Source organism: Haloarcula nitratireducens (genome assembly GCF_019599505.1).
The window spans coordinates 1-3085 of record NZ_RKLT01000059.1; the positions used below are offsets into that span (position 1 = coordinate 1).

Below are 3085 nucleotides of genomic sequence, written 5' to 3' on the forward strand. Positions count from 1 at the left end.
GTCTGTACGTCTGTTCGTCGTGCGAAACGATGATGAACGCAGACGTGAACGGTGCAGTGAATATTCGGCGCAAGATAACTCAGAGTCCCCCGACGGGGGATATGAGTAACGGCTGGTTGGCACAGCCCGGAGTCTTCCTGTTCGACCGCGAGAGCGGGTTGTTCAACACGAGAGAGCAGGGAGACTGCAAACCCTAATATCCCAACACTTGGGATTCCCGCGTCTTTAGGCGCGGGAGGATGTCAAGCAGCATCGTATCGCTCTTCGACGAGTGACCGACACTACTCGGAGTTGTCGTCGGCGTCATCACAGGTGTTGGGGATTTCGTGATCACGCTCGCAAACGCTGACTCAGGAGTCCATCTCACCTCTGCCTGTCGAGTGGCTTCCCACTCACGGACAGCAGCTTGCCTACCGTTACGAGTTACGTACAGCACGCGTAGTGCTGGCCGCTCTCGGTTCGGCCCGGCGACAGATGCGTTGGTTTGTCGGCTGACGGTCCATTCCAGGAGAAGGCCACCGCGACATTGAATCGCGTACAGGGGCTGTTCGTCCTCCCCAACTGGTTCTTCTCGGGAATCGGATTCGCTTACTAACTGCTCGTGGACGGCGGGATTCACGACGGTTGCAACACCTTCGACGTCGGTCAGCCCGTACTCTTCGCAGAACAAGTCGTGGATATCGTTCGCGATAGCCGTCGCTTCGTCGGGGACCGATGGCTCATCCGCGTGAACCGGGATATCGTCGGGGTCGATTCCATAGACCTCGATGAAGAGTCGTTCGTCACTCATCGCCGTCCCCCCGGCGACGGAGTTCACGAGCGCGCAGCCGAAGTTTGTCCTGGACGTGCGTTCGATTCTGATGTCTCGTCTCATAGGCCAGATACGCTTGAATCGTCTCGATAGAGTTCATACAGCGAATGCCAGCGAGAATCGGTCGGAGCTGATCACCTGACAGAAGTCGCTCGGGAGGGGAGATCTTCCAGAACCGCGGCGTCGGTATCGCCGCTCATAATCCCATCTCCTACTGGTCCCACGTCGCGACCGTTTTCGTGATAGCGTCGACAACGGTCCGAACCTGCTGCTGGAATGTCGATTTGGCAGAGGGACAGCTCTAAAGAAGTTCGCCCTCGCACCTCGTGATGGCGCAGAAATATAATGAAAATTTATGGATAACTATTTGCTCTCTCGTAGCGTATATACGACCTGTCTTGCTATGACCGTACAGGCAAACCCGGTAGATAGTAGTGCAGTTAGAGACTTTCGAGGGAGACATCACACTCCCGTACTCCGGCCTAACAAAGCGGGGAACACCCATGACCGCTGAGGAACTCCGCGACACGCAGGCCGCGTGGGACGAGGTCGCTGCTGGCTTCGACGAGTACGCCACACCATTGACCCTCTCCTTCGCTGAGATGGCCCTTGACAGAGTCGATCTCGGTCCAGGGGTGCGGTTTCTCGACGTGGCTGCCGGCAGCGGAGCCCTCAGCATTCCGGCGGCACGTCTCGGCACGGAGGTAGTGGCGACCGACATCTCTCCCGCGATGGTCGAGTTGCTCACTGCACGCGCACGGGATGAGGAACTGACCGATATCGAGGCCCGTGTCATGGATGGCCACGCCCTCGAGTTCGAGGACGACACCTTCGATGTCGCCGCATCCCAGAACGGTGTCTCGCTGTTTCCGGATATGCAGCGCGGGCTGCGCGAGATGGTACGGGTCACGAAACCGGGTGGACAAGTGTTGGTTCTCGCGTTTGGTCCGCCGACGGAAGCAGAGTTTCTCACGTTCTTCATGGAGGCAATGCAAGCGGCCATTCCTGGGTTCGATGGCCTCCCGATGGACCCCCCGCCCTTACCGTTCCAGGCGGCGGATGCCGAGAAGCTGCGCGCACAACTTGCCGATGCTAGACTGAACGATATCCGCATTGACACCGAGACGTGGGACATGGAGATCCAGTCCGCCGAGCACCTCTGGGACATGGTGGTCAACAGCAACCCAATCGCCGCAACACTGGTCGCCGACCTGACCGAAGAGCAAATAGCCGAGGTTCAGCGAATCCTGGACACCAAACTCCGTGACCGTTCCGGAGGGAGCGGCCCCGCCGTCCTGACCAACCAGATGCATATCGCTGTCGGGACGAAGTGAAAACCCTGGCCTGGCCGATCGAGTACATCACTCAGTTCACATCCGGGGGAGAACGCATGAACACAGAATATTTCAGCTGTAGGATTACAGGCCGGATAGTCCAGAGGGTCACCGCGTTGTCCGAAGGAAACTAGAGGTTGCGATATCACCCGAGAATTTGATTGTGCATCGGTCCTAGCGCTCTCGATTCGGTTCACCCTCAAACACTTCCCCCGAGGCCTGTGCACGACGATGCTCGGCGGCGATAGAAGCGGCGTCGTCAATTTGGTCCTGTGCCTCTTCGTCAACTGGCTGCTGCTTGTCGGTACTCATGCTGAGCCTCTCACCCCCCAGAGGCGCACAAAATCAGCGGCTGAAAGGCCACTACTCGAGAGTGGCAAAATCCATTCTCTCACCCCCTAATCAGGCGTCGAATTCTTGATTCGGGCTTGGCCTACTGCTGTACTTTTAGTTTGCTCTGCTCTGTCTCTTCTGGTTGTAACAGCGCTTTGCTGAGCTCGCTTTTCCGATGACTAACCTGCAAATGGCGATAAAGAGACGTTGTAGTCTCTCCTGAGAACTCGCAGAGTGGGCAAATTAACTCTTGTTTCAACATCAATGACATCTCCGTCGCCAACTGCTTTAGCACCACCGGAGAATATCACACGGAAATGAGCCGAATAAAATACTGATTCTGTCCTTCGTGGAGAGATACATTCATTGTGTGTCATTCACACGCAATACATATGCTCGAAGGTGACTCTGCGACTGCGGCAGATGAATCGGGACTCGACAGCGCAACTATCGAACGTGTTGCGGAGATGGCAGACGTAAAGCACCAAACATTGGCAACCGCACTGGTCATCCTGCATGCTGAACTCATTGGTCGACACTCGAACCTCGAACACAGTACGGACTACGTGACTGTAGACGGCACGCGCGCCTACCGGGTGCACCAATC

The 3085-nt window shown here is 56.6% G+C and carries 5 protein-coding genes and 1 pseudogene; 3 read left to right on the plus strand and 3 right to left on the minus strand.

All coding sequences use genetic code 11. From position 1 onward, the window contains the following. Window positions 1–197, plus strand: a pseudogene (locus EGH23_RS26145) (RNA-guided endonuclease TnpB family protein); the annotation flags it as partial. Here the strand turns inward: EGH23_RS26145 and EGH23_RS26755 are convergent. Then, window positions 194–790, minus strand: a complete 597-nt coding sequence (locus tag EGH23_RS26755) for a hypothetical protein (protein ID WP_483867136.1) — start codon at window positions 788–790, stop codon at window positions 194–196. The pseudogene EGH23_RS26145 and the gene EGH23_RS26755 sit on opposite strands and share 4 nt — an antisense overlap. Beyond that, window positions 783–911: a DUF8129 domain-containing protein gene (locus tag EGH23_RS27560; protein ID WP_483867137.1), complete on the minus strand. Its 129-nt coding sequence runs from the start codon at window positions 909–911 to the stop codon at window positions 783–785. Before EGH23_RS27560 ends, EGH23_RS26755 begins: the two co-directional genes overlap by 8 nt. 403 nt (window positions 912–1314) lie before the next feature. Between EGH23_RS27560 and EGH23_RS26155 the strand changes: the two genes are divergently transcribed. Next, the gene (locus tag EGH23_RS26155) at window positions 1315–2145 is read left to right on the plus strand and encodes a class I SAM-dependent methyltransferase (RefSeq protein ID WP_220582915.1); all 831 of its coding nucleotides are present in this window, start codon (window positions 1315–1317) and stop codon (window positions 2143–2145) included. Between the two features lie 174 nt (window positions 2146–2319). On the opposite strand, the gene EGH23_RS26160 is transcribed toward EGH23_RS26155, so the two are convergent. Beyond that, entirely contained in the window at window positions 2320–2457 is a 138-nt protein-coding gene (locus EGH23_RS26160; RefSeq protein WP_220582916.1) for a hypothetical protein, read from the minus strand. 413 nt (window positions 2458–2870) lie between these two features. Between EGH23_RS26160 and EGH23_RS26165 the strand changes: the two genes are divergently transcribed. Continuing rightward, window positions 2871–3085 (plus strand): DUF8048 family protein (locus tag EGH23_RS26165; RefSeq protein WP_483867138.1); only part of this gene is annotated, 215 nt, incomplete at its 3' end.